This window comes from Mesorhizobium temperatum (assembly GCF_002284575.1).
In the GTDB taxonomy this organism is placed as follows: domain Bacteria; phylum Pseudomonadota; class Alphaproteobacteria; order Rhizobiales; family Rhizobiaceae; genus Mesorhizobium; species Mesorhizobium temperatum.
Map to the genome: position 1 here is coordinate 17296 of NZ_NPKJ01000071.1, position 23390 is coordinate 40685.

A 23390-nucleotide genomic window follows, 5' to 3' on the forward strand; every position below is an offset into this window, starting at 1 on the left:
TTCCGCCAGACGACGCGTAACGCGCGAGCTCTGCAGGACACAAGCGGTTTTGGTGTGTGCATGCCTGACATGTGCATCATGATGATTGAACCATCATAATGATGATATTATACATGGGAATGCAGACTCAGACGGGGGTTCTTAGCCGATGATCACTGCCGCGCAGATGCGCGCCGCAAGGGCGCTGGCCGGCATCGATCAGAAGACGCTCGCCGAGCGTGCCGGGGTTTCGCTTCCAACCATTCAGCGCATGGAAGCGAGCGACGGCGTGGTCAGGGGCGTGGTCGATACGCTGATGAAGGTCATCCAGGCCCTCAATGAGGCCGGCGTGGAACTGATCGGCGAGAACCAGGCCAGCGAGCGCGGCGGCAGGGGCGTGCGCCTCAAGCCGGTCGTGCCGCAGAAGCCGCCAGGCTGAGCCGATAAAAGTCGCGACGGCGACCGCCGACAGTCCTGCCGACGATCCCGCCGCCTCCTTGGTTTTTATGCGTGCCCCAAACCGCTGTGCACTTTTGGGCGGCATGCATCAGGAGCGGAAGGCAATCCATGGATCGAACCCGGCGGGCAATTCATCAACCGGCGCAGCCGACATTTTCCGAACTGTTCACGCCGAAGCTGGTGACGGTGCTGCGCGAGGGCTACACATCAGAGCATTTCAAGGCCGATGCCGTCGCCGGACTGACCGTGGCCATCGTGGCGCTGCCGCTGTCGATGGCGATCGCGATCGCATCGGGCGTGACGCCGGAGCGCGGGCTCTACACCGCCATCATCGGCGGCTTCCTCGTCTCGGCGCTCGGCGGCAGCCGCTTCCAGATCGGCGGGCCGGCCGGCGCCTTCATCGTGCTGGTGGCGGCAACGGTGGCGCGGGTCGGTGTCGACGGGTTGCTGCTGGCGACGATGATGGCCGGCATCTTCCTGCTCGCCATCGGTTATCTCAGGCTTGGCACCTACATCAAATTCATTCCCTATCCGGTGACCGTCGGCTTCACCGCCGGCATCGCCGTCATCATCTTCTCCGGCCAGATCGTCGAGCTGTTTGGACTGAAGCTCGCCGGCAAAGAACCTGGACCGTTGGTGCCGAAGCTGATGGCGATCGGCGAGGCAGCCGGCACGATCAATCTCGCAGCCACCTCTGTGGCCGTACTGACCATCGTCGCCATTGCTCTGATGAAGCGGTGGCGGCCGAAATGGCCCGCCATGCTGATCGCCATTGGTCTGGCGTCGCTTGTTGCGGCGCTGTTTTCGCTGCCTGCCGAAACGATCGGCACGCGCTTCGGCGGCATCCCGCGCAGCCTGCAAATGCCTGCCTTTCCGCCGATCAGCTTCGACAGGGCGATCGACGTCCTGCCGGACGCCATAGCCTTTGCGCTGCTCGGCGCGATTGAATCGCTGCTGTCGGCAGTGGTCGCAGACGGCATGACGGGAAGGCGGCACCGCTCCAATTGCGAACTCGTGGCGCAAGGCTTTGCCAACATCGCGTCCGCCCTGTTCGGCGGCATCTGCACCACCGGCACCATTGCCCGCACGGCGACCAATGTGCGGGCCGGCGCGCATGGACCGGTTTCGGGCATGATCCACTCGGTCCTCCTGCTTGCCCTGATGCTGGTCGCGGCGCCGCTGGCCAGCTACATCCCGCTTGCAGCCCTTGCCGGCGTGCTGGCGGTGGTGTGCTGGAACATGTTCGAGAAGCAGGCCTTTGCCACGTTGCTGCGTGCCTCGCGCGGCGACGCGCTGGTGCTGATGGCGACGTTCCTGATCGTCATCTTCCGCGATCTCACCGAAGGCATCGTCGTCGGCTTCGCGCTGGGCTCGATCCTGTTCATCGACCGCATGGCCAAGAGCATTGCGGTTGAGCCGGACCAGAGACTGGTGCAGGACGATGTCGCCGACAGAACCGGCGCCGACAGCGCATACGATTCCAGCGAAGCCAGCGATGCCGACACCGTCGTCTACCGGATTTCGGGCGCCTTCTTCTTCGGCGCCGCCTCGACCGTCGCCACGGTGCTGGACCGCATCGCCGATCAGCGCAAGAACTTCATCCTCGACTGCTCGGCGGTGCCGTTCTTCGATTCGACGGCGGCCAACGTCATCGAGGGCGCTGCTTACAAGGCGAGGCGCGCCGGCGTGCGCTTCATCATATCAGGCGCTTCGCCGCAGACACGCCGCATGCTGATCAACCACGGCGTCAAACGGCCGCTGGTGACATACGCCGCCTCGATCAGGGATGCGCGGGCGCAACTGAAAAAAGCCCCCCCGGGAGAGGTCTAAACCTCCTCCTCATTTGTCAACGATCTCGGGACGGATACCGACGCAAGCACCGCGTCAGCCGGCGGCGCCGGGCGCGCTGGCATCTTCGCGCGGCGCAGCGGCCAGATCGTCACGCACTTTGCGCGCGAGTTTCCTTGTCGAGCGCCTGGGGCTGTCGCCGAACAGATCGGCTGCCGCGGCGAGACAGGTCTTTTTCAGGCTTTTCTCCGAGCGCTTCAACAGCTTGCTCAGGAGCCGCGTTTCTTGAGGAGAGCCGAGCGGCCGGTCGTCGGCATCGAGAAGCGTACGCAGGACGAACACATCATGCAGTTCGCCCAGCTTTTCGCCGAGTTCGTCGACCGCCTTGCGCCGGGCCTTGATCGGCGTCGGCCACAGCCTTCCGAGCAGCGACAGATGCATGCCGTGAGTCTTTGCCGCCTTGCGCAGATCATGGAAATCATCGGCCTCACCGCGGGAGCCTGCCTTGTCCAGCGCCTTTCTGGCACGACGCAGAGTGATGCGGGCACCTTCGGCAAGCACATCGGCGGCCTGTTCGGGCTGGTCGGGCAAGGCCAGCGTATCGATCCGGCTGATACCCTCCTCGCAAGCGGCAATCGCGGCAGCTATCACTGCGCCGAGGCCGGCTCGACCATGCAATTCGTGCTGGCGCGCGACGAGCGTGTCGCGAACAGCATCGAGACCGCCGCCGGCGCTTTGCTCGGAAAAGCTTGCTGCCAGCCGGTCGATGGTTTCAACCAGCGCGGTTGCCTCGCGCGGACCGGCAAGCAGGGCAGCCACCTGTCGGTAACACTGATTCTCGGTCCCGCAAAATGTTTCGTCTCCGGAACGGACCAGACGCAGCAAGGCGCGCACGTTCTTCAGCCGCTTGCGGCATTTGTGCAGCGCCTGCTCCGGCCTGTCATGCGCCGCGTCCAGTTGGACGAGCGCCTTGCCGATCTCCTCGGCGAGGATGCGCCTGACCTCGCCGGTTAACGGCAGGCGCGGATCGATGCGATAGCTCATGCGGCGATCTCCGGAACCCCCTCGATGGCGAGCGACGCGTTGTAGAACCTCTGCTCGCCGGTGACTTCGCGGCCGAGCCAATCTGGCAGCATTTCGTCCTGCACGTCCTCGAGCGTCTCAAGTTCGGCGACCACCAGACCGCTAAGCGTCCCGCCGAAGACATCGATTTCATAGAGATGGCCGCGATGCCTAACATGGTGGCGTGTCTTCTCGATGACACGTCCGATGGCGAAGGCCAGCATCTCTTCCGCCTCCGCCAGAGGGATCGGATACTCGAATTCGTCACGTTCGCGGGCCTTGCTGCCGAATTTGAGCGTCAGCTTCGCCGAGGCGCCGTCGCTGATGCGCACGCGGACCGAGCGGTCGGGTGCGGCGGCGAGATAGAACTGGCGAATGCGGATGTCCGCCTCGACCAGATCCCGCCACTGCGCGCCGGAGACCAGGAACTTGCGCTCGATTTCCTTGACCATGGCTCGCACTAAAGCGCGTGCGGCTGGAGATGGCAAGATGGAGATGGGCGGGGTTGACTTTAATCATTCGATTGATTAAATGCTTGGTATGAGCAAGCCGACAAACGCCAAAATTTCACGTCGCGAGGCATCTCCCGCCGACATGACGCGCGCAGCACTTGTCCGCGCGGCGCTGACGCTGTTCGGACGGCAGGGTTTCGACGGAACCTCGACGCGCGAGATCGCGGCTGAGGCCAGGGCCAATATCGGCTCGATCGCCTATCATTTCGGCGGCAAGGAAGGACTTCGCGCGGCAGCGGCCGATTATATCGTCGACACCATCCAGGCCATTGCCGGCCAGGCGATCGGCGATCTGCAGGCGCCAAACGACCCTGAAGCGGCGCAGGCACAACTCTTCACCGCATTGGAGCGGATGGTGGCCTTCATCGTGGCTAGGCCGGAGGCCGGTGAAATCGTGCAGTTCGTCCTCCGTGAACTTTCGCATCCTACGGCGGCACTCGACCGCATCTATGACGGCGTGTTCGAGCCGACGCATCGCCGGCTCTGCCTGATCTGGGAGCAGGCAACTGGCGAGCCGGCCGAAAGCGAGGCTACCCGACTCACCGTGTTCACGCTGATCGGCCAGGTCGTCTATTTCCGCATCGGCCGCGAAGCGGTGATGCGCCGCATGGGCTGGCGAGGGATCGGCGATGCCGAGGCCACCAAGATTGCGGCGGCGGTGACGGACAATCTTGGGGCGATATTGGCCGCCCGGAAGGATCGTAGGTCATGAGTTTCCTCTGCTCTTTGCCGCTCGCCGCCCTGCTTTTCAGTGCCTGCGCACCGGCGCTGCCGCTCGCCGTCGGCTATGTCGAAGGCGACTATGTGCTGCTCGCGCCGATCGAGGTGGCGCAGGTAGAGACGATTTCGGTCAAGCGCGGCGACCGCGTCGCGCCGGGTACGCCTGTGGTGACGCTGGAAAACGCCGACGCGAAAATAGCCGTCGCACAAGCCGAGGCGGCCCTTGCCCAGGCTCAGGCGCAACTTGCCGACCTGCAGGTCGGCAAACGGCCGGAAGAGATTGAGGTGCTCAAGGCGCAGGTCGACATGGCCAAGGCGCAGGCCGCCGACGCCAAACGCAGATACACCCGCGCCAGTGATCTGTTCAAACGCGGCACCGGCACCCAGGCCGATTTTGACACCGCCTCGGCCACGCTGGAGACAGCCAACGCGCAGGTCGGCCAGGCGGAGGCCAATCTCGCCGTCGGCGGCCTGCCGGCACGGCCCGAAACGATCAAGGCCGCCGAGAATCAGGTCAGCCAGGCGCAATCGACGCTGGAGCAAGCGCGATGGCGGCTGTCGAAGCGCGTACTGGCGGCGCCGTCGCCCGGCCGCGTCAACGACGTGATCCGCAACCCGGGCGACACCGCCGGCCCGACCGCACCTGTCATTTCGATGCTGCCGGATGGCGCGGTGAAGCTCAGCGTCTATGTGCCGGAAAACGCGTTCTCGTCGGTGAAAGTCGGCACACTGCTTAACGTCCATTGCGACGGCTGCGGGCCGGACGTGAAGGCTCGCGTCAGCTATGTGTCGCCGGATCCGGAGTTCACGCCACCGGTGATCTACTCGCTCGAGACCCGGCAGAAGCTGGTCTATCTGGTCGAGGCGCGGCCGGAGGGCGATGCCGGCGCGCTGCAACCGGGGCAGATCGTCGATGTCGATCTGGCGGATATCGGCAAATGAACGCCATCGATGTCCATGGCCTGGTCAAGCGTTTTGGTGACAAGACCGTCGTCGACCATGTGACAATGACGGTGGCCGAGGGCGAGATCGTCGGCTTCCTCGGCCCGAACGGTTCGGGCAAGACGACGACGATCCGCATCATGTGCGGCCTGCTGACGCCGGACGAGGGCGAGGGCACGGTGCTCGGCTTCGACATCCGCACCGACAGTCTGAGGATCAAGCGCGAAGTCGGCTACATGACGCAGAAATTCTCGTTCTACGAGGATCTGACCATCGCCGAGAACCTTGAATTCGTGGCGCGGCTCTATGGGCTGAAGCCGCTTGACGAGCATGTCGGCAGGACGCTGGAGGATCTTGGCCTCACCTCGCGCAAGGACCAGTTGGCCGGTACGCTGTCCGGTGGCTGGAAGCAGCGGCTGGCACTGGCCGCCTGCATCATGCACAAGCCCAGATTGCTGTTGCTCGACGAGCCGACGGCGGGCGTCGATCCGAAAGCCAGGCGTGAATTCTGGGACGAGATCCATCGGCTGGCCAGTGGCGGACTGACCGTGCTGGTCTCCACCCATTACATGGACGAGGCCGAGCGCTGCCACCGCATCGGCTACATCTCGTACGGCAAGATGCTGGCCACCGGCACGGTCGACGAGGTGGTCAGGAATGCCGGGCTGACGACCTTCGTGGTGCAGGGCCCGCAGCTCGATCGGGTTGCTGCCGCACTCAGCGGCCGGTCCGGCGTCGACCAGGTGGCGCCGTTCGGCGCGACGCTGCATGTCGTCGGTTCCGACAAGAAGGCGCTTCAGGCAGCACTCGCCGATGTCGAGAAAGAGTACAAGGGCGTGACGGTTTCGCCGGGCGAGACCAGCCTGGAGGATGTGTTCATCCAGTTCATGTCCGGCTCGAAGGACAATATGGGATGAAAAACCGGATAAACAGCGTCTTTTCCTTCGCCAGGCTCGGCGCGCTGCTAATCAAGGAGTTCATCCAGATGCGGCGCGACCGCATCACCTTCGCCATGATGCTGGGCGTGCCGCTGATGCAGCTGGTGCTGTTCGGCTATGCCATCAACAACGATCCGAAAAGCCTGCCGGCGGCCCTGGTGGCGATGAGCAGCGATCCTTACACGCGGGCCATGGTTTCGGCGCTGCAGACCACCGGCTATTACCGGTTCGACCGTGTCGCGCAAAGCGCCGCCGAGGCGGAATTCCTGATGGCGCGTGGCGACGTCGCCTTCGTCGTCACCATCCCCGCCGATTTTGCCCGGCGGGTCGAGCGCGGCGACCAGCCGCAGATCCTGATCGAAGCGGACGCGACAGACCCGGCCGTCGCCAGCGGCGCCATCTCGACGCTCGGTACCGTCGCCAACCAGGCGCTGCTCCGGGCACGCGGCATGCAGGAGACGGCCGCCGAGGCTGCCCGGGGCCAGCTCGAAGTGGTGGTCCACCGGCGCTACAATCCGGAAGGTATCTCGCAATACAATATCGTGCCCGGCCTGCTCGGCGTCATCCTGCAGATGACGATGGTGATGATGACCTCGATCGCGCTAACGCGCGAGACCGAACGCGGCACGATGGAAAACCTTCTGGCGATGCCGTCCAGCCCGCTCGAAATCATGTTGGGCAAGGTGCTGCCCTACCTGGCGGTCGGCGCCGTGCAAGTGGTGGTGGTGCTGGCGGCGGCGAAGCTGCTGTTTGCCATTCCATTCACCGGGTCTATGCCGCTGCTGCTGACGGCGGTCCCGATCTTCGTGCTGGCGCTGGTGCTGCTCGGCTACACCATTTCGACGATGGCGCGCACGCAGATGCAGGCGCTGCAGCTCACCTTCTTCTTCTTCCTGCCGTCGATCATGCTGTCCGGTTTCATGTTCCCCTATCGCGGCATGCCAGGCTGGGCCCAGGCTTTCGGCGAAATCCTGCCGTTGACGCATTTCCTGCGCATCATCCGCGCGGTGATGCTGAAGGGCGCCGAACTGCCTGCGGTCGCGACGGAAATCGGCTGGCTCGTCGTGTTCGTAGCGCTGTTTTCCGGCGTCGCACTGGTGCGGTTCCGCCGAACGCTGGACTAGGATCAAAACTCAGTCAGGCCGGCTGCCGTCAATGGCCGACGCGTGGGACCATGCCGTTTGAAGTGGTCGGCGGAACCGAGCACGGAGCATGAGCGGACGTTGCCGGCCCTGTCTAGCTTCGGCTGCGGTGGGCCTTTCCTTCATTCGCCAGATACTGGTGAACGAATGCGATCGCCATGCTGCCGTCTCCGACCGCTGACGCAACCCGCTTGACCGGGCTCAGGCGTACGTCGCCGCAGGCAAAGACGCCGGGCGCACTGGTTTCGAGCAGATAGGGGTCGCGGTCGTGCGACCAGCCCCCGGCCTTCTTCACATCGTCCCCGGTCAGCACGTATCCGCGGGCATCGCGCACGACGTCGGCCGGCAGCCACTCGGTCTCTGCGTTGGCCCCAATGAAAACGAACAGCCCGCCGCAATCGTGCCGGCTCACCTCATTGCCGGCCTTGTCGAGAATGTCGATCGCCGTCAGGTGAGTCTCGCCGTGCACGGCCTGGACTTCGGACCGAAGCTGGACTTTTACGTTCGATTTCGCCCTGAGCTGCTCGATCAGGTAGTGAGACATGCTGTCTGCAAGCGCCGGACCGCGCACGAGCAGTGTCACGCTGCGCGCATGGCCCGAAAAATGCAGCGCTGCCTGGCCGGCCGAGTTGCCGGCGCCGATCAGGAAGACGTCCAGTCCATGGGTGGTGCTTGCCTCGCTGCGCGCGGCTCCATAATAGACGCCCTTGCCAATAAGCCGGTCGAAGCCGTCGATGGCGAGACGACGCCATGTCACGCCTGTCGCAAGAATGAGGCTGCGCGCCCGCACGGCATCGGTACCGTCGAGAAACAGCTGGTGCGTCGCCGGATCGATGCCGGCGACGGAGCGGGTGACCAGGATTTCGGCGCCCAGCCGCCTCGCCTGCTGCAGCGCGCGGCTGGCCAGTTCGTCGCCGGAGATTCCGCTGGGAAAGCCGAGATAGTTCTCGATCCGCGACGATGTCCCCGCCTGTCCGCCAGGCGCCTCGCGCTCGACGACAATGGTGCGCAGCCCCTCGGATGCGCCGTAGACCGCCGCGGCAAGGCCGGCCGGCCCGCCGCCAATGATCGCGACATCGTACTCGGCGCCGCGCGGGCGCGTCTGCAGCCCGAGGCGCATGGCAAGATCGCGCACGGCGGGATTTTCCATGATCTCTCCGTCCGTCAGCCGGGCAACGGGACCATCGAGAGCCGGCCTGCCCATGCCAGACCAGAAAGCCTCGGCATCGGATGTGTCGGGTAACAGCCAGGTGAATGAGATCTGGTTGCGGGCCAGAAACCGGCGCAGCTCCGCGCACGCCGTATCCCAGCGATGGCCGACCAATGTCACGCGCGGCTTCTGCGGCTCGGCGGTGATGCTCTGCAGCCCGCCCATCCGCTCACGCGCAAGCGCGCTGACCTTCTGGGCCACGTCCTTCGAGACCGCGGCGATGGAGTAATATTGCTGAACCTCGAGGCGCATGACGCGGGACGGCTCAGTGGCGCGATAGCCGCCCGGAAAACCCGAGCCCAGGGCAATCGGCACCTCACCGAATATCGTTCCCGGCAGCCGCCAGCCGAGCGTCCGCTCGATGCCGTCGAAGATCTTTACGACTTCGATCCTGCCGGCGAGAACCGCAAACAGCGCGGCCTCTCCGCCCTCATGAACCGCGAACTCTCCGGCGCTGAGATGAAGGTCGGCCGCCGTCCGCGCCAGCCGCTCCAGCTCGCCCGCCGGCAAACCCGAAAACAACGGGATCGCTCCCACTTCATCAATTGTCAGCATGGCTCCCTCGCGGGAGCCAGTTAGCGTTGTTTTCCCGTTTTGATCAACAAAAAGGGCGGAGTCTCGCCTCGGCGACTAGGTCGTGAAGCAGCGCGCTTTGAAAGTGCATCGGGTTGTGCCGATAGGCATGATCATTCGGATCGAGGTTCATGCCGGCTTGGCCTGAGCCGGGACCGGCGGCAATTCAGGCGCATTCAGTCCTTTGAAAGGATCGCGCCAGGCGTCGATTTCTTCAAACTGACGATACCAGCGGCTGACAGAAGGATAATCAGCGAGCGGCAATCTGGCGACATCGTTGAAGGGCAGAAACGTCGCCATTCGAAAGTCGGCATAGGAAACCGAATTTTCAACCAGCCATTCTCGCTCGGAAAGCTCGGCCTCAAGTGTTGCAGCGGCCGTGCGGAAGTCTCTCAACCCCTCCTCAACCCGGTCCTGATCGATCGGGCCGAGCCCATACCGCTGTTTGGTCCCGCGTTCGAAATGCACGACGTCGCAAGCTCTTGCGAAGTTCTCTTTCCCCCAACTGAGCCATCGGATCATCTCGGGTTCGTCATCGCCGGTGCGCCAGAGATCCGAATGCGCGTCGCGTGACAGCCGGCAGGCTATGGCATCGGTCTCCCAGAGGCTTTTTCCCGAGCCCACGAGTATGGGCAGTGAAAGATTTGGATTTAGCGGGCGATATCGCTCAGCCTGCCCGGGAGCGAAGGGGGAGGCGAATTCAAACTCGACCTTTGCGTCGAGATAGCGTGCCACCGCGACCGCGAGGCGAGGATTGGGATTGCGGCTGAAGAGCAGTTTCATTCCGTGTCAGCCTTTTTGAATGGTGCTGGTTCGGTCGCCACCTAAGCCGCCGCCATGATCTCCGCATAGGTGGCGAAATCGACATTGCCGCCGGAGAGCACCACGGCAATGCATTTGCCTGATAGCTCGATCTCGCCCGACGACAGCGCGGCCAGCCCGACGCAGCCGCCGGGCTCGACCACCAGCTTGAGATGGGCCATGGCGTCGCGCATCGCCTGCGCCGCCGCTCTGTCGGAAACGGCAATGCCGCCGGCGAGATTCCTGCGGTTGATCTCGAAGGTGATCGCGCCCGGTTCAGTGGTGAGGAGCGCATCGCAGATCGAAGTGTGTCCGGGTTCGATCGAAACCCGCGCACCTCTAGCCAGTGAACGACAGGTGTCGTCGAAATGCTCGGGCTCCACGGCCCAGACGGCCGTGGCAGGGGAAGCGTCCTTGACGGCGATGGAAATACCGCTGCTCAAGCCGCCGCCGCCGCAGGGGATGACGACCGCGTCGAGGCTCACGCCGAGCGCTTTCGCCTGCGCCATCAGTTCGAGGCCGATCGTGCCCTGGCCGGCGATGATGGCCGGATCGTCGAAAGGTGGGACCAGGACCATGCCCCGTTCGATGTACGGGCGAACCACCGTCATGCGGTCATCGCGGAAACGGTCGAACGGCACCACTTCCGCGCCCATTTTCCTGACATTGCCGACCTTCATCGCCGGCGCATCCGTCGGCATGGCGATGACCGCCTTGACGCCGAACATCGCCGCCGAGGCGGCGACGCCTTGCGCGTGATTGCCCGACGAGAAGGCGACGACGCCACGGCTGCGCTCCTCATCGCTCAGCGACGACAGCTTGTTGTAGGCGCCGCGGAACTTGAACGAGCCGGTACGCTGCAGCGTCTCCGGCTTGAACAGGATCCTGGCGCCGAAGCGCTTGTTCAGCTCAGGCGATTCGATCAGCGGCGTTTCGACGATCAGGCCGGACAATCGCGCTGCTGCGGCGCGGATGTCGGCGATGCCGGGAGGGGTGGTCATGGCGAGGTCCTGCAGAAGTGAGATCGCCCATGGTGCACGGAAAACCAGGCCGCGCACCACTGGAAAAATGTGACCGTTACAATTCGCCTTTGGCGAAGGAAGGGGTGTGTGCCTGTCACCTACCGCCTCCCCGGCCCTCCGCTATGGCTTGCTGCCCTTCGGGCGTTCAAGCAGCAGACCTTCGAGATTGGCCGAAGCCTCCCCAACTTCGTCATCCCAGGACGGAGCAGGAGCGAAGCGACCGTAGCGTAGACCTGGGATGGCGAAGCTACGGAGGCCTCCGGCCGCTTCTCACCCCAAAAGCGCCCTTTTCCGTTTGGCGCCGCCCATCTTGCGCCAGGTATTGAAGCGATGGGTGGCGGCGGCGAAGGAGATCTTCATCTGCTGGGCAACCGAATAGCGCGACTTGCCCTCGTCGAACATGCGGTAGCAGCACTCGACGCCCTCCTCGGTCAGCTTGCCGTCGGGGGCTTTGTTGTGCGGATTGGCCGGATCGAATTTTTCGACCTGCTGCTCGACCAGGCCTTTGAGGCGCTGCAAATCGGCCTCGATACCGGCGATCAGGTCGAGAACGGGTTTCGGGTCGAATGCATGCGTGGACTGTTTTGCCGGCATCTACGGATTCCTTTCTCTTGGCTTAGGTTCAGCTATATAGGTGAACATTCGCCAATAATTAAGGGGCAGAGAAGGATTCCCGGAGCCCCTAATTTTGAACGTCCGGCCGACGGGCGCGATTGACCAATGGCGCGCCAAACCCTAGTTTAGAATTATTCTAAACTAGGGTGAATTTCTCATGCTTTCCCGTGTTTTCGGTTTTGGCCGCCGTCCTTTCGAGTCGCTCTCGGAGCAAGAGATCCTGGCACTCGCCATCTCTTCCGAGGAAGACGACGGGCGCATCTACCGTGCCTATGCCGACGGGCTGGCGGATAGCTTTCCGCATTCGGCCAAAGTGTTCGTGGAGATGGCCGAGGAAGAGGACGGCCATCGCGACTCGCTGATCGAGCTTCACCGCGAACGTTTCGGCGAACGCATCCCGCTGATCCGGCGCGAGCATGTTAAAGGCTATTACGAGCGCAAGCCCGACTGGCTGGTCAGGCCGCTCGGCATCGAGCATGTGCGCAGCCAAGCCGAGGCGATGGAGCGGCAGGCGTACCTGTTCTACGTCGAGGCGGCGAAACGCACCAGCGACGCCTCGACACGAAAGCTGCTCGACGATCTGGCGGTGGCCGAACAAGGCCACGAGACGCTGGCGCAGCGGCTGGAGCAAAAGCATGTGCCGGGCGCGGTGAAGGACGCGGAAGAAGCGGCCGAGCAGCGCCAGTTCATCCTGACCTATGTGCAGCCGGGCCTGGCCGGGCTGATGGACGGATCGGTGTCGACGCTGGCGCCGATCTTTGCCGCAGCGTTCGCCACGCATGACACATTCCAGACCTTCCTGGTCGGGCTTGCCGCCTCGATCGGCGCCGGCATCTCGATGGGCTTCACCGAGGTCGCCTCGGACGACGGCAAGCTGTCGGGCCGTGGCTCGCCGGTCAAACGCGGCATCACCACGGGCGTCATGACCGCGCTGGGCGGTCTCGGTCACGCCTTGCCCTACCTCATTCCGTATTTCTGGACCGCGACAATTCTCGCGGTGGTGGTGGTGTTCTTCGAACTATGGGCGATCGCCTTTGTGCAGAACCGTTATATGCAGACGCCGTTCTGGCGCGCCGCCTTTCAGGTGGTGCTGGGCGGCGGATTGGTGTTCGCGGCGGGCGTGCTGATCGGGAATGCTTAGAAAGCCCCTACCCATGCAGCGCCCGGCTGTCCTCAGGCGCCTCTGCACGTTCGGTCAGGCCATAGTCGCGCACGACGTGGGCGATGCGCAGACGGTAGCCGGTAAAGATGCCGCCACGGCCGGCCTTCTGAGCCCGCCTATGTTCCTCCGTGTTGCGCCAGGCCTTCACCGCCTCCTCGTCGCGCCAGAACGACAGCGACAGGATGCGGTTCGGGTCGGTGAGGCTCTGAAAGCGCTCGATCGACAGAAAACCGTCTATGCCGTCGAGCAGCGGGCGCAGGTCGGCGGCAAGGCTGAGATAGGCGTCGCGCTTGCCCGCCGCCGGCTCGACCTCGAAGATGACGGCGATCATAGTTTCACCTTTCCTTCAGGCATGATCTCGGTCTGAAATGACAGCAACTTCTGGGGATCATGCCTCGGTGCGTGCGGCCCGGACGCGAGTTTCAGAAAAGTCCGATCCTCTTTCAGGATGAATTTTTCACGCCGGGCGAATTCGTAATTCGCATTGCCGGCCGGATCGGCGGCGAGCCTGGCACGGTAAGCTTCGTAAGCCGCCAGGCTGTCGATGTTGTAAGCGGCATAGGCGGTAGTGGCCGAGCCCTCATGCGGCGCAAAATAGCCGATCAGATCGGCGCCGCAGCGCGGGATCGCCTGGCCCCAATTGCGGGCATACTCCTCGAATGCCGCCTTGCCGAACGGGTCGATCTCGTAGCGGATGAAGCAGGTGATGGTCATATTTGTCTCCTTGCTGAATTTGGTTTCTTGCGCCGACAGTTCGAGCGGTGTCGAAACGTTCTGTGGTTCTAGGCAATTTCCACGCTGGTCACGCTTGCCAGAAGGACTTCGCGCATTCGCGGCGAACGTCTTCTGACGTCAGGCCAAGATCGCGCAAAAGATGCTCGTCAATCTCGGCGAGGTCGAGGCGCTGCAGATGGCGGTCGTACCACCGCGCCGGGAGCCACAGATGCAACCGGTGTAAGATGATGAACGGAAACGGCCGACGGCCGAAGCGGCTGACAAGCACGGTGTGGGGAACGGTTCTTGCGGTCATCGTCGTCTCCTTGATCTCAGCGGAGGATAGTGGTTATCTGACGACAATGCTTCGATGAAGGACGAACTATGCGTGAAGGACCAGACATAGCCCGCATCGCCAGCCTGGTCGGCGATCCGGCGCGGGCAAACATGCTGACCGCGCTGATGGGTGGCACGGCACTGACAGCGAGCGAACTGGCGCTCGAGGCCGGCGTGTCGCTGCCAACCGCCAGCTCGCATCTGTCGAAACTGATGGAGGGTGGGCTGCTGACGCTGGCAAGCCAGGGGCGGCATCGCTACTACGGCCTCGCCGGGCCGCAGGTGGCTGGCATGATCGAGGCGATTACCGGCGTCGCCGCTGCGGTCGGGCCGCAGCGGGTGCGGCCGGGCCCGCGCGACGCCGCCATGCGTGTGGCGCGGGTCTGCTACGACCACCTCGCCGGCGAGCAGGCCGTGGCGATGCTCGACCGTCTTGTCGCTCGACAAGTGCTCCTGCGCCACGACAAGGAGATCCGGCTCGGGCCGTCGGCCGCCTCGCACTTCGCCGCGATCGGCATCGATGTCGAGAGCAAGGCGCGACGACCGGTGTGCCGGGCCTGCCTCGACTGGAGCGTGCGGCGCTCGCATCTGGCCGGCACGCTGGGTGCGGCCATTCTCGACAAGATTATCGCCGAGAAATGGGCGCGACGCGAAAAAGACAGCCGCGCAGTGATCTTTTCGCCGATGGGCAAGCAGGCGTTCGAGAAGGTGTTTCTCGGCTGAAAAATAACTGATCAGCCTCGCTTGAGCGGCTTGCTCTGCTTGAAAAAATCTGCCCAGGGATCGGCTTTCGCCAACTGCTTCAGCGTCGTCTTGTCGCCGATCGGAAAGGCGTTCGGCGCCAACCCGGCCTCGATCTCCGCCCAGGTCGCCGGCATCGAGACCGTAGCGCCTTTCTTGGCGCGCGACGAATAGGGTGCCACCGTGGTCGAGCCACGGCCATTGCGCAGATAGTCGACGAAGATCTTGCCGGTGCGCGCCTTCTTCGACAGCGTCGCTGTATACCGATCAGGGGCGGCCTGCTCAAGGGCGCGGGCGAAATCATGGGCGAAGTCCTTCACCTCATCCCAATCCGCCGACGGTTTCAGCGGCACGACGACATGGTAGCCCTTGCCGCCCGACGTCTTGACGAAATTCGGCAATGACAGCGCATCGAGCCGGCCGTGAATTTCGAGCGCCGCCGCGCGCACCGCTTTCACGTCGACGCCTTCGTCGGGATCGAGATCGAAGATGATCTGGTCCGGCTTGTCCAGTTCGTCGATGGTGCAGCCCCAGATATGGTCTCGACCACGCCGAGCTGGACCAAGGCAGCGACACCGTCGAAATCGCGGATGAACAGGATCTCCTCGCCGTCGGTCGGATCCTTCATCCTGGCGATCTTGTCATGCATGCCGGCCGAGGCATGTTTCTGGAAGAAGCGTTGGCCGCCGACGCCGTCCGGCGCCCGCACCAGGCTGAGCGGCCGATTGATGACGAATTGTTGCATGCGCGGCCAGACCAAAGCGTAGTGATCGAGCAGGCCCTGCTTCGATACCTTCTCCTGCGGCCACAGAAGCTTGTCCGGATGAGAAAGTTTTACGACGGTGTTTGCCACCCCCGTGGATTTGACAGAGGCGGATAGCTCGCCCTTGCCCCCGGCAGGCTTTGCCTTGGTGTCGGCCCTGCCAGCGGGTGCCTTCGGCTTTTCCTGCACGACTTCCTCCGCCGGTTTGTCCTCGCGCAATCCCTGGAACGAGGCGTGGCGTATTATACGGTCGGACGTCCAGGTGCGGAACTCCACTTCGCCGACAAGTTCGGGCTTCACCCAAACCACTCCTTTGCCCGGCCCCTTGCCTTTCGGCACCGCCGTATCGAAGGGCGAGGTCTTCGCCTTCAACGCATCCAGCTTTTTCTTCAGGTCGTTGGTACTCTGCATCGAAAAACCGGTGCCGACACGGCCGGCATAGTGCAGCTTGCCGCCCTCGTGATAGCCGACCAGCAAGGAGCGCAATCCGCGCCCGGTCTTCTCCGACGGCAGGTAGCCGCCGATGACGAATTCCTGGCGTAGCGTGCATTTCGACTTCACCCAGGACAAGCCGCGGCCGCTGCGATAGGGCGCGTCGGCGCGCTTGGAGACGATGCCCTCCAGCCCCATGCGGCAGGCGTGCTCCAGCATGACCTTGCCCGGTTCGGCAAAATGGTCGCTGAAGCGGACAGCCGAATTGTCTGGCTGTTTGCCAAGCAGGTCCTGCAAAGCCTGCTTGCGCTCGACCAGCGGCTCCGTGCGCAGATCTTCGCCGTCGAGACGCATCAGGTCGAAGACGTAATAGAGAAAACGGTCCGTGCGGCCGGCCGACAGGTCAGCCTGCAGCAGCGCGAAGGACGACACGCCGCTGTCTGCCAGCACGACGATTTCGCCATCAATAATGGCGTCGGTACATTTCAGACGCCCGAGTTCTGCAACAATCTCGCCGCCGAATTTGTCCGTCCAGTCGAGGCCGGTGCGCGTCAAGAGCCGCACCTTTGTGCCGGCAAGCTGCGCCTGCATGCGATAGCCGTCGAATTTCACCTCATGCAGCCATTCCTTGCCGGGAGGGGCATCCCTCTGCAGTGTGGCGAGGCATGGTTCGATGAATTCGAGCTGCTTTGCCGCCTTGGCCTTCGCCTTGCTGGCGGGCCGTTTGTTTGAATGCCAGACCCTTGGCTTCTTGCCATCGGCCGTCTTGCCTTCGCCGACCTCCTCGATCGTCAGGCCCGACTTCACCGATTGCGGCGCCTCCTCCAAAATGTCCTCGCCTGGGCGCGCGGCGGCATCGTCGGATTTGATCAGCAGCCAATTGTCGCGCGTTTTGCCGGGACGCGGCTTTAGCCGCACCAGATGCCAGAGACCGTTCAGCTTGTGGCCGTGCAATTCGAAGCTGATATGACCGTTTTTCATCGCCTGGGCCGGATCGGTCTCCGGTTGCCATTTGCCTTCGTCCCAGACGATGACCGAGCCGCCGCCATATTCGCCCTTGGGAATGGTGCCCTCGAAGGACGCGTAGTCGATCGGGTGGTCCTCGACATGCACGGCGAAACGCTTTTCATGCGGATCGAGGCTCGGACCCCGGGTTATTGCCCAGCTCCACAGCACGCCGCCGTGTTCCAGGCGAAGGTCGTAGTGCAGCCGTGTCGCGGCGTGCTTGTGGACGACAAAGATGCCGCCGGCCTCACCTTTCCTGTTGCGGACGACCTTGCCGGCCGGCTCGGCGGTCTTCTTGAAATCGCGCTTGGCGTGATACTGCTCAAGGCTGGCCATGACACGCGATCCTATGTCGGTTTAGTGGCGCCGATTTCCTGTGGCGTCGAAGGCTTCGGCTCGGCGACGCCGGCACGAGCCCTGAACGGATTGAAACGGTTTCAGTTCCAGCCCAGCGAAAAGCGAGGCAAAGCCGGATTTGCCCGGCGTTGCCTGGATCGAGACTGCTATTCGGCGGCCTGAAGGTTGACCTTGGCTTCCGCAATCTCGGTAAGCTTGCGGTCGGTCGCCTGCTCTTCCTTGATGTTGTTGGCCAGGACATTAGCGCAGTCGGTGCGGCCAAGCTGCTTGGCCCAGGCGATCAACGTGCCGTAACGGGTTATTTCATAGTGCTCGACCGCCTGCGCGGATGCGATCAGGGCGGCGTCGAGAACGTCCTTGTCGTCGATGTCGCCGCTGACTTCATCGGCTTCCTCGAGAATGCCGTCGATGGCCGGACAGTTGACCGTCTTGGCCTTCACGCCATGCAGTTCGAACACCTTCTCGACGCGCTCGATATGACCCTTGGTCTGGCCGAGGTGCTTTTCAAGGCCGGCTTTCAGCTGCGGGTCGGTCGCCTTGTCGATCATCTTCGGCAGCGACTTCTCGATCTGTTTTTCGGCGTAATAGATGTCGCGCAGCGTGTGGACGAAAAGGTCGTCCAGCGTCTTGATGTCTTTCGAAAAGAAACCCATGGCTTTTGCCTTTCCATGTTCTTGCTGGTTTGGGGTTCCGGCGGCGGTTTCGCTCGGAAGCCGCGGCCTGCTGGGCCGGGTGGGTCCCGGCTCTGGGCGTCAACGTGCGGCTATCGGACGAGTTCCTGACTTTCCCCAAGCAAGCACGAAAATTTCGCGGCGCTGGCCAAGGCTGAAACAGAAGCGCGTCCGAGCGACATCCAAACGAAACATATGTGATGCAAAAGTCACATCGACCGAAATGTCGACGGACTGCATGGAAAGGCCCCGAATCAGCCGCATTGCGGCCACGAACCAAGGCCTTTTCGACCAGATATTAACATCGTGTTCACCGACTATTCACGCCTAGACGCTATGATCTCCGCAATTCGGAAGGGACATCCGAAATCGGGACAGGGACAGGTAAAATGAACTTCTTGACGCACCTCATCGGCTACGCTGCCGCCATCCGCGAATTCGTCGCGCCGACCTACCGGCCGGAGCGCTATTACATGCGCGGCCCTGGCCCCGCTTGCGCACGCCGCGGCCACACGCTCGGCATCAGCGCGCACTGATGACGACCATGGAAAGCCGTCATGACAGCCGGATCTGCAGGCCGGCCGCCGATCACCGTGCGACGACGTATCGCGCGGAACGTCCTGCGCTCGCCGACAGGCGGCGTGCGACAACACCAAAGTTCTAAGATTCTAGAGACTTTGATCTCGCAGCCGGCAAGCTTAGTGTCGTTTGACACCAAGCAGCCGGGACTCGCGTGACCACCCAGCCAGACAATCCTCCTGAAAAACCCGCCTTCGAAGCAAGCCAGCCGCTGATCGTGTTCGACGGCGTCTGCGTGCTGTGCTCGGGCTTCGTGCGCATGATGGTCGGGCTCGACCGCAAAAGCCGCTTCCGCTTCGCCACGGCGCAGTCACCGCTCGACGAAGCGCTGTTTCGAAAATACGGGCTGCGGACGGACTGCTACGAAACCAATCTGGCCCTCATCGACGGCGCCGCCTTCACCCGGCTGGACAGGTTCGTTGCCGTGATGGCCGAACGGGGCTGGCGGTGGCGGGCGGCGAAGTCGTTGCTCCTGCTGCCGCGCCCGCTCCGCAACTGGCTCTATGATCGCGTTGCGAAGAACCGTTACGCGCTGTTCGGCAGGAAAGAGAGCTGCGAGATTCTTTCCGCCGAGTTGAAAGGCGGCTGGTTGGCTAAGCGCCGAGCCCCACCAGGTTTTCGCTTTGCCCGATATCGCGGGACCCTTAGCTTTTTGGGGGAGCCGCGATGAAGATCCTCATCGTCGGCAGCTATGGCAGCTTTGGCGGCCGGATCGTCGAATTGCTTGAAAACGAGCCGCGCCTGACCCTGATCGTCGCCGGGCGCTCGCTGACCAGGGCCGATGCCTACTGCAAGAGCCGCGATCGTGCCGTCGCCCGGATCGTTCCGGCGCTGTTCGACCGCGACGGCGACCTCCCCGCTCTACTCGCCTGGCTGCGGCCCGATATACTGATCGATGCCAGCGGCCCGTTCCAGGCCTATGGGGAGGGCCGATATCGCCTGATCGAGGCCTGCATCGACCAGCGGGTGAATTATCTCGATCTTGCCGACGGCTCGGATTTCGTTGCCGGCGTGTCTGCGTTCAACGAGGCGGCGCGAACGGCTGGTCTTTTCGTGCTGTCCGGGGTCTCCAGTTTTCCGGTGCTGACGGCGGCGGCGGTGCGTCGCCTGTCTGTGGACATGGCGCGAGTCGACAGCATCCGCGGCGGCATCGCGCCGTCGCCCTTGCCGGTGTCGGCGAAAACGTGATCCGCGCCATATCCGGCTATGCCGGCCAGCCGGTCAAGCTCGTGCGGAACGGTCGTTCAGCGCTAGGCCATCCGTTCACCGAACAGACGCGCTACACGATCGCGCCGCCGGGCCGCCTGCCACTGAGAAATACGCTGTTCTCGCTGGTCGACGTTCCCGACCTGCGCGCGCTGTCAGAGCTTCGGCCGGAAGCGAAGACCATCTGGATGGGAGCCGGGCCGGCCCCGAAATGCTTCTCTGCGCCTTGATCGGGCTTGCCTGGCTGGTGCGCGCGCGAACAGTCCGCTCGCTTTCGCCGCTGGCCCCGCTCATGCAGCTGGCGACGAACCGGCTGCGCTGGGGCGAGCACCGCGGCGGTATGTTCGTCGAGGTGGCGGGATCGGACCAGACGGGCGTGGCGGTCACACGATCGTGGCACCTGCTGGCGGAGGGCAATGACGGGCCGCTGATCCCGTCGATGGCGGTCGAGGCGCTGGTCCGCAAGGCGCTGGATGGACATGAGGCGCCGCCGGGCGCGCGGGCTGCCGTACACGATTTGGAGCTTGAGGATTATGAAGCGCTGTTTGCCAGCAAGACGATCTACACAGGTTTCAGAAACGAACCCGTTGATTTGGACACCCCGCTTTATGCCGCCTTGCTCGGCGACGCCTGGCTAAGCCTGCCGGACGAGATCCGCGCCATGCATGATGGCACGACGACAGCGGAAGGACGGGCGCGGGTCGAGCGCGGAGGTACTATCCTTGGCCGGCTAACGGCCTGGCTGGTCGGTTTCCGAAGCCGTGCGCCGATATTCCCATCCGTGTCCGGTTTGAAACCGGCGAGGATGGCGAGACCTGGACCCGGACATTCGGCACGCACGGTTTTTCAAGCCGACAGTACGCTGGCCGGGACCGGTCGCAGCGGCTGCTGTGCGAACGCTTCGGCCCGTTGACCTTCGCGATGGCGCTGGTCGCCGAAAATGGACGGCTGACGCTCGCCCTGCGTCACTGGAGCATTTGGGGTCTGCCGCTGCCGCTGTGGCTGTGCCCGTGCTCGACATCCTACGAAACCGTGGAAGACGGCCGGTTCCGCTTCCATGTCGAGATTTCACACCGCTTCACTGGAACCATCGTCCGTTATCGCGGCTGGCTCGAACCTTCGCAGGGCTCCAGCACGGTCGCATCGCCTGCCGCCTTGGCGAGTTCGCGGCAGCCCTGAACCGTGCACAGCGTCCAGCCTTCACCGGTCGCGCCAGAGGCCGCAAGCACAAGGCGCCGCTGCGGCGCCATCTTGGGTTTATAGATCCACCAGCCGTCCCGCAGCACCGAGCCTTGCGGCGGCTCCATGCCGGCGCCCGAGCCCTTGATCCGTGCCTCGACGATTTGCAAGCCGGAAGGCACGACCTTCCAGTCTTCCTGCCAATGCGTCTTTTCCACCGAATGTGTCCAGGACAGCGTGAAGGCGGCCACAGTGAGCGTCACCGTCTTGCCGGCGGCCAGGATACAGAGGCTCATGCGGTGGCGGACGCCTGTCGCGCACGCCAGCAGTGCCAGCCGATCCAAACAAGAGAGAGCGCCCAGCCGGCTTCGTCAGTGAGCGGCAGGGCGGCAACCAGCAGCGCGCCGGCGGCGAAGGCGACGAAACGTTCCCACCAGGCCATGCGCCGGGCGAGGAACCCGACAGCCGCCGCGCCCCACAGGACGATGCCCATGCAGGCCTTGGCGACGATATAGGCGACCTCGACGGGATAGCCGAACTGAGCGGCGATCGGTCCGGCGTCCTGCAACATCAGCGCCGGGGTGTAGACCGCCATGAACGGCACGACGAAGCCGGCGACGGCAAGCTTGGTGGCCTGGATGCCGATCTTGAGGCCGCTCTCCCTGGCCATTGGCGCGGCAGCGAAGGCGGCTAGCGCCACCGGCGGGGTGAGGTCGGCCATGATGCCGAAATAGAAAACGAACATATGGCTGACCACCAGCGGCACGCCGAGCGACAGCAGTGCCGGCCCGGCCAGCGACGAAGTGATGATGTAATTGGGGATCGTCGGTATGCCCATGCCGAGCACCAGACAGGTGAGCATGGTCAGCAGCAGCGACAGGAACAGATTGTTCTCGCCGATGGAGATGATCCAGCCAATGAAGGTCGAGGCGATGCCGGTGAGCGTCAACGTGCCGATGACGATGCCGACAATGGCGCATGCAATGCCGACCGGCAGCGCGTTCTTTGCTCCCTCGGCAAGCGAGTCCACGCATATAAGCAGCGTCTCGCGGCCGCCCTTGAAAGCGAAGCAGGCGACAATGAGCACAGCGATCACAAGACTGAGAATGTTGACGCCGAACCTCATGAAAGAGGCAGCGGCAAGCCCCAGCGCCAGCCAAAAGACGATGCGGAAGGCAAGCGGCCCGATCAGCGCCGCCAGCGGCGTGCCGAGGATGAGCACGATGGTCAGCGCCAGACCCATGGTGCCGGCGAAGATAGGCGTATAGCCGGCAAACAGCAGATAGACGAGCACGGCAAGCGGCAGCACCAGCGGCCAATGTCTCCTCACCGCGTCCCACGGATTGGGCAGGTCCGCTTTGGCCATGCCGTGCAGGTCGGCTTTGCCGGCTTCCAGATGCACCTGCCAGAAACAGGCGCCGAAATAGAGCATTGCCGGGATGATCGCCGCCTTGACCACCTCGGCATAGGGGATGTTCAGCGTCTCGGCCATGATGAAGGCGACCGCCCCCATCACCGGCGGCATGATCTGGCCGCCCATCGACGAGGTCGCCTCGACGGCGCCGGCGAAGGCCGGGCGGAAGCCGAAGCGCTTCATCAGCGGGATGGTGAACTGGCCGCTGGCGACCACATTGGCGACGCCGGAGCCGGAAATGGTGCCCATCAGCGCCGAGGACAGAACGCAGACCTGGGCCGGGCCGCCGCGCCACGAGCCGACCAGGCCAAGGGCGAAATCGTTGAACAGCGCGATCATGCCGGCGCGTTCGAGAAAGGCGGCGAAGACGACGAAGATGAAGATATAGGCGGCCGAGACGTAGACCGGGGTGCCGTATATGCCTTCTGTGCCAAAGGCGAAGGTGTCGACGAGCTGGGCGAAATCATAGCCGCGATGGATGAAGGGCGGCGGCAGATGATTGCCGAAGAAAGCGTAGGCGAGGAAGATCAAGGCGATCAGGGCAAGCGGCAGCCCCATCAACCTCCGCGCGGCCTCGAAAACCAGCACGACCAGCACCGTGCCGACGATCAGGTCTGGCGTGGTGAGGAAGCCGGAGCGCCGGATGAGGTCGGTATAGAACACCCAATTGTAGAGGCCGGTGGCGAAGCCGAGCACACCGAGCCCCCAGAACACTGCTTTCGCCGGGACGCTTTTGGCGTGCAGATTGGCGATCAGGGCAAAGCCGAGCAGCAGCAAGAAACCGACATGCATGGCACGCACCACCTGGCTCGGCAGGTTGCCATAGGCGGCGATGTAGATCTGGAAGATGGAGAACGCGATGGCGATGAGAAAGGCGGCCTTGCCGGCGATGCCTTCGCCGAAACCCGGCGGCAGGCCTTCGACCGGGGCTTCGGCCGTGGGGGAGAGAATGGTCGGGGTCTCGGGATGGGCGTCGGTCATTGGCGGATTCCTGGCGGGGCGCTCTCCCTCCCCTTGAGGGGAGGGTGGACAGCCGCCGAAGGCGGATGGACGGGTGGGGTCGTTGCG

The 23390-nt window shown here is 63.7% G+C and carries 25 protein-coding genes and 1 pseudogene; 13 read left to right on the forward strand and 13 right to left on the reverse strand.

Features of this window, described 5'->3' with window-relative positions:
* Nucleotides 1–148 precede the first annotated feature (148 nt).
* Nucleotides 149–418, forward strand: coding sequence for a helix-turn-helix domain-containing protein (locus CIT26_RS29835; RefSeq protein ID WP_095495894.1), 270 nt, complete (start codon nucleotides 149–151; stop codon nucleotides 416–418).
* 128 nt (nucleotides 419–546) lie between these two features.
* Nucleotides 547–2268: a SulP family inorganic anion transporter gene (locus tag CIT26_RS29840; protein ID WP_095495895.1), complete on the forward strand. Its 1722-nt coding sequence runs from the start codon at nucleotides 547–549 to the stop codon at nucleotides 2266–2268.
* 54 nt (nucleotides 2269–2322) lie between these two features.
* Here the strand turns inward: CIT26_RS29840 and CIT26_RS29845 are convergent, their stop codons facing one another.
* Together CIT26_RS29845 and CIT26_RS29850 are read right to left on the reverse strand one after the other, a co-directional pair.
* Nucleotides 2323–3270, reverse strand: a complete 948-nt coding sequence (locus CIT26_RS29845; RefSeq protein WP_095495896.1) for a CHAD domain-containing protein — start codon at nucleotides 3268–3270, stop codon at nucleotides 2323–2325.
* The gene (locus tag CIT26_RS29850) at nucleotides 3267–3740 is read right to left on the reverse strand and encodes a CYTH domain-containing protein (protein ID WP_095495897.1); all 474 of its coding nucleotides are present in this window, start codon (nucleotides 3738–3740) and stop codon (nucleotides 3267–3269) included. The genes CIT26_RS29845 and CIT26_RS29850 overlap by 4 nt, the downstream gene beginning before the upstream one ends.
* 88 nt (nucleotides 3741–3828) lie before the next feature.
* On the opposite strand from CIT26_RS29850, the gene CIT26_RS29855 reads away from it, so the two are divergent.
* Genes CIT26_RS29855 through CIT26_RS29870 form a run of 4 tightly spaced genes read left to right on the forward strand, consistent with a single transcriptional unit; the run spans nucleotide 3829 to nucleotide 7524 of the window.
* Entirely contained in the window at nucleotides 3829–4512 is a 684-nt protein-coding gene (locus CIT26_RS29855) for a CerR family C-terminal domain-containing protein (RefSeq protein ID WP_095495963.1), read from the forward strand.
* The gene (locus CIT26_RS29860; protein WP_095495898.1) at nucleotides 4509–5462 is read left to right on the forward strand and encodes an HlyD family secretion protein; all 954 of its coding nucleotides are present in this window, start codon (nucleotides 4509–4511) and stop codon (nucleotides 5460–5462) included. Before CIT26_RS29855 ends, CIT26_RS29860 begins: the two co-directional genes overlap by 4 nt.
* Complete coding sequence (locus CIT26_RS29865; protein WP_095495899.1) at nucleotides 5459–6379, forward strand: ABC transporter ATP-binding protein; 921 nt, start codon at nucleotides 5459–5461, stop codon at nucleotides 6377–6379. Before CIT26_RS29860 ends, CIT26_RS29865 begins: the two co-directional genes overlap by 4 nt.
* Nucleotides 6380–6387: 8 nt before the next feature.
* On the forward strand, nucleotides 6388–7524 hold the full coding sequence (locus CIT26_RS29870; protein WP_095495964.1) for an ABC transporter permease: 1137 nt from the start codon (nucleotides 6388–6390) through the stop codon (nucleotides 7522–7524).
* Nucleotides 7525–7636: 112 nt separating this feature from the next.
* On the opposite strand, the gene CIT26_RS29875 is transcribed toward CIT26_RS29870, so the two are convergent.
* From CIT26_RS29875 to CIT26_RS29890, 4 genes are all read right to left on the reverse strand, one after another.
* Nucleotides 7637–9307 carry an FAD-dependent oxidoreductase gene (locus tag CIT26_RS29875; RefSeq protein ID WP_095495900.1) on the reverse strand — a complete coding sequence of 557 codons (1671 nt, stop codon included), beginning with the start codon at nucleotides 9305–9307 and terminating at the stop codon, nucleotides 7637–7639.
* Between the two features lie 147 nt (nucleotides 9308–9454).
* Entirely contained in the window at nucleotides 9455–10108 is a 654-nt protein-coding gene (locus CIT26_RS29880; RefSeq protein WP_095495901.1) for a glutathione S-transferase family protein, read from the reverse strand.
* Between the two features lie 41 nt (nucleotides 10109–10149).
* A complete protein-coding gene (locus CIT26_RS29885; protein ID WP_095495965.1) occupies nucleotides 10150–11127 on the reverse strand; it encodes a threonine/serine dehydratase family protein in 978 nt (325 codons plus the stop codon).
* A gap of 291 nt (nucleotides 11128–11418) precedes the next feature.
* On the reverse strand, nucleotides 11419–11742 hold the full coding sequence (locus CIT26_RS29890) for a hypothetical protein (protein ID WP_095495902.1): 324 nt from the start codon (nucleotides 11740–11742) through the stop codon (nucleotides 11419–11421).
* 178 nt (nucleotides 11743–11920) lie between these two features.
* Between CIT26_RS29890 and mbfA the strand changes: the two genes are divergently transcribed.
* Nucleotides 11921–12904, forward strand: coding sequence for an iron exporter MbfA (mbfA, locus tag CIT26_RS29895; protein WP_095495903.1), 984 nt, complete (start codon nucleotides 11921–11923; stop codon nucleotides 12902–12904).
* 7 nt (nucleotides 12905–12911) lie between these two features.
* Here the strand turns inward: mbfA and CIT26_RS29900 are convergent, their stop codons facing one another.
* The 3 genes from CIT26_RS29900 to CIT26_RS29910 all read right to left on the reverse strand — a co-directional run bounded on the left by CIT26_RS29900 (nucleotide 12912) and on the right by CIT26_RS29910 (nucleotide 13955).
* On the reverse strand, nucleotides 12912–13256 hold the full coding sequence (locus CIT26_RS29900; RefSeq protein WP_095495904.1) for an antibiotic biosynthesis monooxygenase family protein: 345 nt from the start codon (nucleotides 13254–13256) through the stop codon (nucleotides 12912–12914).
* A complete protein-coding gene (locus CIT26_RS29905) occupies nucleotides 13253–13639 on the reverse strand; it encodes an NIPSNAP family protein (RefSeq protein ID WP_095495905.1) in 387 nt (128 codons plus the stop codon). Before CIT26_RS29905 ends, CIT26_RS29900 begins: the two co-directional genes overlap by 4 nt.
* 88 nt (nucleotides 13640–13727) lie before the next feature.
* Nucleotides 13728–13955, reverse strand: a complete 228-nt coding sequence (locus CIT26_RS29910; RefSeq protein ID WP_095495906.1) for a DUF1127 domain-containing protein — start codon at nucleotides 13953–13955, stop codon at nucleotides 13728–13730.
* A gap of 68 nt (nucleotides 13956–14023) precedes the next feature.
* Between CIT26_RS29910 and CIT26_RS29915 the strand changes: the two genes are divergently transcribed.
* On the forward strand, nucleotides 14024–14698 hold the full coding sequence (locus CIT26_RS29915; RefSeq protein WP_095495907.1) for an ArsR/SmtB family transcription factor: 675 nt from the start codon (nucleotides 14024–14026) through the stop codon (nucleotides 14696–14698).
* An 11-nt stretch (nucleotides 14699–14709) separates the two neighbouring features.
* Here the strand turns inward: CIT26_RS29915 and ligD are convergent.
* Both ligD and CIT26_RS29925 read right to left on the reverse strand, forming a co-directional pair.
* Nucleotides 14710–17252: pseudogene (ligD, locus tag CIT26_RS29920) on the reverse strand (DNA ligase D).
* A 167-nt stretch (nucleotides 17253–17419) separates the two neighbouring features.
* A complete protein-coding gene (locus CIT26_RS29925; protein ID WP_027154740.1) occupies nucleotides 17420–17926 on the reverse strand; it encodes a YciE/YciF ferroxidase family protein in 507 nt (168 codons plus the stop codon).
* A gap of 407 nt (nucleotides 17927–18333) precedes the next feature.
* Here CIT26_RS29925 and CIT26_RS29930 point away from each other — a divergent pair, with 407 nt between their 5' ends.
* From CIT26_RS29930 to CIT26_RS38945, 5 genes are all read left to right on the forward strand, one after another.
* Nucleotides 18334–18480: a hypothetical protein gene (locus tag CIT26_RS29930; RefSeq protein WP_023801394.1), complete on the forward strand. Its 147-nt coding sequence runs from the start codon at nucleotides 18334–18336 to the stop codon at nucleotides 18478–18480.
* A gap of 260 nt (nucleotides 18481–18740) precedes the next feature.
* On the forward strand, nucleotides 18741–19193 hold the full coding sequence (locus CIT26_RS29935; RefSeq protein WP_245319608.1) for a thiol-disulfide oxidoreductase DCC family protein: 453 nt from the start codon (nucleotides 18741–18743) through the stop codon (nucleotides 19191–19193).
* Nucleotides 19190–19711, forward strand: a complete 522-nt coding sequence (locus CIT26_RS29940; RefSeq protein ID WP_095495909.1) for a saccharopine dehydrogenase NADP-binding domain-containing protein — start codon at nucleotides 19190–19192, stop codon at nucleotides 19709–19711. Before CIT26_RS29935 ends, CIT26_RS29940 begins: the two co-directional genes overlap by 4 nt.
* Nucleotides 19708–19959: a hypothetical protein gene (locus CIT26_RS29945; protein ID WP_095495910.1), complete on the forward strand. Its 252-nt coding sequence runs from the start codon at nucleotides 19708–19710 to the stop codon at nucleotides 19957–19959. Before CIT26_RS29940 ends, CIT26_RS29945 begins: the two co-directional genes overlap by 4 nt.
* Before the next feature lie 508 nt (nucleotides 19960–20467).
* Nucleotides 20468–20908: a DUF4166 domain-containing protein gene (locus CIT26_RS38945; RefSeq protein WP_167391580.1), complete on the forward strand. Its 441-nt coding sequence runs from the start codon at nucleotides 20468–20470 to the stop codon at nucleotides 20906–20908.
* Here the strand turns inward: CIT26_RS38945 and CIT26_RS29960 are convergent.
* Entirely contained in the window at nucleotides 20827–21204 is a 378-nt protein-coding gene (locus tag CIT26_RS29960) for a DUF1850 domain-containing protein (protein ID WP_095495913.1), read from the reverse strand. The two genes, CIT26_RS38945 and CIT26_RS29960, sit on opposite strands and share 82 nt — an antisense overlap.
* Nucleotides 21201–23303 carry a TRAP transporter permease gene (locus tag CIT26_RS29965; RefSeq protein WP_095495914.1) on the reverse strand — a complete coding sequence of 701 codons (2103 nt, stop codon included), beginning with the start codon at nucleotides 23301–23303 and terminating at the stop codon, nucleotides 21201–21203. The genes CIT26_RS29960 and CIT26_RS29965 overlap by 4 nt, the downstream gene beginning before the upstream one ends.
* Nucleotides 23304–23390 lie beyond the last annotated feature (87 nt).